This window comes from Vibrio sp. OPT46, from assembly GCF_015163535.1.
Classification (GTDB): domain Bacteria; phylum Pseudomonadota; class Gammaproteobacteria; order Enterobacterales; family Vibrionaceae; genus Vibrio; species Vibrio alginolyticus.
Genome location: NZ_JADDYG010000183.1, coordinates 21,781 through 27,780, shown reverse-complemented (window position 1 = coordinate 27,780; position 6,000 = coordinate 21,781). Strand labels below are relative to the sequence as shown.

Genomic DNA, 6,000 nt, shown 5'->3' with positions numbered 1-6,000 from the left:
AAAAGATAAGTTAACGTTACAGGCCCAGCAGGGACAGAAGGAGCTAGAGAAAGCACGAGTTGATGTTGCGCTTATTGGCAGCATCGATGCGGAAATAAAACAAAAACAACGGCTGCTACAGGATCTACAAAAGCTGCATGATCTTACTTTAGAGCTCTCTAAACTCAATGCGCTAACTGTAGGTAAGCAGCAGTCACTAAACGAAGCCAGTCAGCGCTATATGCAGTGTCAACAAGACGCTGATACGATAGAGCTTAAGTGGCACAACGCTCAAGCAGCAGTATTAGCGCAGCGACTAAAAGCAGGTGAAGCATGCCCGGTGTGTGGTAGCGAAACGCATCCTAACCCCACAACGTTTGTTGAAGAAGCCGTTACAAAAGAGCAAGTTCAGGCGGCTAGAGCGAAAGAGCGAGAAGCTCAAACCTTGTTGAACCAACTAAGCAATCAGCTAGAACAACATAACGTTGTCATTAGTCAGTATCAGAATCAGTATAACCAGTTGAAAGAGGAGTTGGGTGAGTATGCTACATCTGAGATCTCGACGGTTCAAAATGATTTGCAAGCGCTTAATGCTCAACTCCTACGTCTACAAGCTATTGATATTGAAAAACTAGAAAGGAACGTTGAACAGCTTAATCAACGCTGCGTCGTGGGTGAAAATAAAATTCATGAGCTGCAGAATAAAATGGCGGCAAATGAATCAACCGTTAAAGCGAACCAAGAACAATTGGCTCAATTACAAGCTTCTATTGACCCAAAATACAGTTCCGCTGACTTGCTTGAACGTGAAATTTTGCTGACAAACGAGCAAATTCTGAGTTTGAACACAGGCTTAGAAAAGGCGCAAAACGCTTTGCAGCAAGCGATATTGGAGAAATCAAATGCGGAAAGTCACTTAGCGACGAACAAGCAGTGGTTATCTGAGTCAGAGCAAAAACTTAGCCAAGCAGAATTAGCGTGGAATGAGGCACTACAGGCGAGTAAATTTGAGGATGAAAGCCATTATCTAAGTAGTCGAGTGGGAGATGATGAACTTCAAGCCTGGCAGCAAGAAATAGACAGCTTCAAACAGGCACAAACCAAGCTTGAGCAAACACTACATGATTTAAATCATGCATTGAAAGATCTTGAAAGGCCTAATTTAGAGTCGTTTAACGACAGGTTAACCACTCTGCAGACGCAATATATTGAAGTAAGGAATCAACTTGATACCACACGCTCAATATTTGAACGCCTTGAAAAGGTTCGTAAAGATATTGCCGTGTTGCATGAGAAAAATAGTAAGTTAGAAGAAGAATACAAAGTCTTTGGTACGTTGTACGACGTTGCTAGTGGTAAAACAGGCAGCAGGGTTAGCCTACATCGCTTTGTTCTTGGTGTACTGTTGGATGATGTGCTGATTCAGGCCTCTCAACGCTTAAGCCTTATGAGTAAAGGGCGCTATATTCTTGCTCGAAAAACAGAGGGCTTCAAAGGCGCTGCGGGTCGCGGCTTAGATTTAATGGTTGAAGATGGCTACACAGGAAAAACGCGTGATGTTGCGACACTTTCCGGCGGTGAATCATTTATGGCAGCGCTTGCTCTGGCACTTGGTTTGTCGGATGTTGTGCAATCCTATAGTGGCGGTATCCGTTTAGACACTTTATTTATTGATGAGGGCTTCGGTAGTTTAGACCCAGAGTCTTTAGATCTTGCTATTCAAACGCTAGTGGACCTGCAACAGACTGGGCGCATGATCGGTGTTATTTCTCACGTTTCTGAGTTGAAAGAACAAATGGCGCAGAGGATTGATGTAGAACCATCAAGACTTGGTTCAACGGTGTCGATTAAATCTCAATGTCGCTTCGCTGTCTAATTCAGTGACTACTGTTAGATCAAAAAGCCCCTAATGTTGGGGCTTTCTGACTAAGTCGCTACTGTTCGCAAAAGTGGCCTTCTTTTGGCGATTGGGTAATCGCATATTCGCCATCGAGGTTGCGATAAACAATCGTGTTCCAAACAGAGCCATCATCCAATTCAAACTCAATAGCATAGTTGACGCCGCTAACGATTTGCGCGTGAACATTCAGTATTTGTTTAAACGACGCTATTGTGTCCATTTTCTTTAAAACAAAGGCCATTGCCTTTTGTGCATCAGGGGTCGCGTAAAACTCATTCCACCCACCTGGCATGTTTCCTTGTGCATTACATACATCTGCCGAGGTCGTTAATTGTGTCGTTTCGCTCGGCTTTTCCTGCTGACAACCTGCAAGTAAAACCAAAAGTGTACAAACTGACACCGTTTTTAATTTCATAACAATAACCTCTGTCTATAACGCAACGTATTATAGGAGGGTGATATGCCTACGAATGTCTATGTTGTGCAAAGTTTCTATATGCATAGGGTTAAATGCTGACAAAATGTACAAGCATGGTCAGCTTGTAAGTCAAAAATAGAGCAATCTTGTTATCGATTTGCTGAGATGACGAGGTTTCGGTGTTCAGCGCGCTATTGATGATGAAGAATTGTGATGTGTACCTATGAGGGCGATGGTGCGGCTTAGTGATCGACTTGTTATCTTCTAGAGTAAAATCAATCACTAATTAAAATTTAGGTGTTGTATGAAATCGATAAAAATATTTTTACTTTTGTCACTTGCAACTTTATTTGGCTGTACCTCGAAGCCGGATGGGGTGGAACCCGTGAATAATTTCGATTTAGAGCCATATCTAGGTAAGTGGTATGAGATTGCACGCCTAGACCATTCATTTGAGCGAGGCTTATCCAACGTTACCGCTGAGTATCAGGTTCGTGAGGATGGTGGGGTTAAGGTGATAAACCGTGGATATTCCGAAGAAGAGCGACAGTGGTCAGCAGCTGAAGGCAAAGCTTATTTTGTTGAAGATAAAACGGTGGGACACTTAAAGGTTTCCTTTTTTGGGCCAATATATTCTTCTTACATTGTGTTTGAGCTAGGTGAAAACTATGACTATGCGTTTGTCTCAGGTTACAACCACGACTACTTGTGGCTATTGTCTAGAACGCCTAACGTTGATGAGAAAGTAGTGGAGCGCTTTAAGTACGTAGCTAATGAGAAAGGTTTCGCTATCGACGAGCTCATTTTTGTTGAACAAGAGAAACAACGGCAGCTTTAAGTTCATCAGCGTGGCTGAAAAAGCGGACAGAGGGGAAGCTTCCTAATTAAGAGCTCAGTTTGTCATTTCGCTTAACAGTAATTTGTTACCGCGTAACTTAATGTGGTCAAAATGGATATAGCCCCATCATTTGTGATTACTCGTGATGGAGCTTATATAAATTTGAGTGAGCGTCGAAAGGTTGATCTATCAACAAACGGTTATGGTTTACTTAATCAAACGAACGATCAGGGAGCCTGGTGCTCGAATAGATTCAACATTGTGGCTAAGTACTGTGCCGCTTGTTGGGGCGGTGTAGCGTTTAATCTCAGCGCCAAAGCTGTCGTATTGAATCGCAAGAAGTTGACCTTGCTCGACAAAGTCCATCAAACTAACATGAGGCAGTACAAAGCCGCCGTGTGTCGCTTTGACACTGATGATTTCGTTTCCTTCCAAGCATGACGTAATAGTGTCCACATCACCTTCAACAATGTTATGCTCTTTCAGCACATTAAAAATGCCTGTTACAGTTCGACTGATAAGTTCTTGCTCGGTATATCGCCCCATACCTACTTCAACAGTAATACTTGGGACACCATGGTTATTCCAGACCGTTTCAAGGACGCCAGCATCTCCAGGATCATTTAAAATCGCATCAGGATTAATGAGGCGAGCCATTTCTAATGATTGCTCGATTCGGAAATCTGCAAACACGTAAAGTGGATAGGCCGCACCACTGGTTTGAGTGTGAAGGTCAATGGCTAAATCAGCATTTGGCTTGAGCAAATCATTCCACAATGCATATAAGTAACGTTGGGCCTCATTGCCGTTTTGGTCACCAGGAAAAAAGCGGTTTAAGTTTGCAGGAGACGCATCAGGGTCTGCGGAATAGAAATCGCGGCTGTGGTTTAGCATACCAGGCATGTTAATGGTTGGAACAATAGTGACAGTACCAGCGACTTCAGTGCCGATGAGCTCTCGAGCAGTTTTCTGCGCTGCTAACACACCATTGTACTCATCACCATGAACCCCTGCGGTAATCATGATCTTCTTGCCAGGTTTTTCACCTTTGAACACTAGCATAGGTAGGTGTTGCCACTGAGAGAGAGCATTCGTTGCGATGCGAAACCAAAACTTATGCTCGCCCGAATTTAGGTCTGCTACATTGAGAGATTGAATCACTTGATGACCTTGAATCACGTCATCGAGAAATTGTGTTGTCATTAAAGTTACCACTCCAAAACCATAAGCTAATCTAAAACCTTAGCGTCGTCATACCATGAATATTAATAAGGCGAGAACATGTCTCGCCTTAATTACCAATTGGCTTCGTTTTACGCAAAACCCATAATATGAGCTGCGATAACGACGATACTTGATAGGGTAAAGAGTAATAGAATAAATCGCCAGCAGAATTTTGCCCAGTCACCCCAGTCGATACGGCAGACACCAAGCGTTGCCATGAGAGATGCCGAAGTAGGGACGATAACGTTAGTAAAGCCATCGCCAAGTTGGAATGACAAAACTGCCACTTGGCGCGTAACTCCTGCAATGTCTGCCAGAGGGGCCAGTAGAGGCATCGTTAGTGCCGCTTGTCCAGAGCCCGAAGTGACGAAGAAGTTGAAGATAGATTGGAATACATACATTAACCATGCCGCAGCCACGTCAGGAAGCCCGCTAATCACGCCGCCAGCACTGTTTAGAATTGAATTCAGTACACTCGCTTCATCAGTTGTACCACCACCAAGGATCAACAATACACCTTTTGCATAACCCACTAATAGGGCAGGTGCAAGCATAATAGCTGCACCTTCTTTAAATGCATCAGCTGCGCAGTTTAGCGTCATACCGTTCAGGCGAAAAATCGTACCGATGATCGCGACAACAAAGCCCATAGTGAAAAATTGAGACGCGATTTCTGGGATGTACCATGCGTTAGCGACTACGCCCCAAACGACCCACACCGTGGTCGCAATAACTGTAAAGATAACGAGTGTGTCACCTAGGTTCCAACGAGAATCTTGATTGCCAAGCTCTTGCTGACGGAAATACTGGTCTGTGCGATGGCTGTAAGAAAGTTTAGGATTTGACTTCACGCGAGCGGCGTAGATCATGGTGAAGGCGATACCGATTAACGTAAAGCCAGCCCATAACCCCATGCGCACTGTCATGCCGGATAAAACAGGTACTCCCGCAATGCCTTGCGCAATAGCGACGGAGAAAGGGTTCATCCAAGAAGTAGCAAAGCCAATTTGAGTCGCAACATAGGTAACCATTACCGTAGTGATACCATCATAACCAAGGCGAACCATAAGCGGCGCGATAATAATCGCAAACGCTACGGCTTCTTCACCCATACCAAATACCGCACCGCCTAGCGAGAACAGCAAAAATAGCACTGGAATGAATAGCGCTTCGTTACCTTTGGTCTTATCGATAAGGCGCAGGATACCGTTATCGATTGTGCCTGTGCGCATTACAACGCCGAAAGCACCGCCGATAACCAACATGAACATAATCACGCCGATTGCGCTGCCCCATTTAGAGCCAGAAACTAGCCCTTCGAAAGGGAAGTTCATCAGACCAATGCCACCACCAGAAGCAAACAGGCCAACCTTGTTGTAAACCAGTTCACCGTTTTCGTCGGTTGCATAAGAGAAAGAAGAAGGATCGATAACTGTGCGAGTTTTTTCTGCACCGTCTACCATGTAGGTCACCTGTTGGCTATCAAAATGACCAGCAGGAATTAAGTAGGTAAGAATCGCAGCAAGAATACCAACAATGAAGATCAAAATGAGGGTATCTGGCATCTGCCACGACTTAGGGGTAGCAACCGAGTCTGCTGGTTGCGCATGTGTGTGAGACATAACTTACTTCACGTCAAAT

At 44.4% G+C, this 6,000-nt stretch carries 5 protein-coding genes; 2 read left to right on the top strand and 3 right to left on the bottom strand.

Annotated features, from left to right (window positions below; genetic code table 11):
• Window positions 1-1,855: SMC family ATPase (locus IQR33_RS32635; protein WP_228013809.1), on the top strand; the 1,855-nt coding region annotated here is incomplete at its 5' end.
• Window positions 1,856-1,913: 58 nt separating this feature from the next.
• On the opposite strand, the gene IQR33_RS08545 is transcribed toward IQR33_RS32635, so the two are convergent.
• Window positions 1,914-2,294 (bottom strand): cystatin domain-containing protein, encoded by a 381-nt coding sequence (locus tag IQR33_RS08545; RefSeq protein ID WP_193837711.1) that lies wholly within the window; start codon window positions 2,292-2,294, stop codon window positions 1,914-1,916.
• A gap of 307 nt (window positions 2,295-2,601) precedes the next feature.
• Between IQR33_RS08545 and IQR33_RS08540 the strand changes: the two genes are divergently transcribed.
• Window positions 2,602-3,135 carry a lipocalin family protein gene (locus IQR33_RS08540; protein WP_193837710.1) on the top strand — a complete coding sequence of 178 codons (534 nt, stop codon included), beginning with the start codon at window positions 2,602-2,604 and terminating at the stop codon, window positions 3,133-3,135.
• A 207-nt stretch (window positions 3,136-3,342) separates the two neighbouring features.
• Here IQR33_RS08540 and IQR33_RS08535 read toward each other — a convergent pair whose 3' ends face one another.
• Window positions 3,343-4,338, bottom strand: coding sequence for a succinylglutamate desuccinylase/aspartoacylase family protein (locus IQR33_RS08535; protein ID WP_053307725.1), 996 nt, complete (start codon window positions 4,336-4,338; stop codon window positions 3,343-3,345).
• Between the two features lie 110 nt (window positions 4,339-4,448).
• A complete protein-coding gene (gene yfcC, locus IQR33_RS08530; RefSeq protein ID WP_193837709.1) occupies window positions 4,449-5,981 on the bottom strand; it encodes a putative basic amino acid antiporter YfcC in 1,533 nt (510 codons plus the stop codon).
• Between the last annotated feature and the right edge of the window lie 19 nt (window positions 5,982-6,000).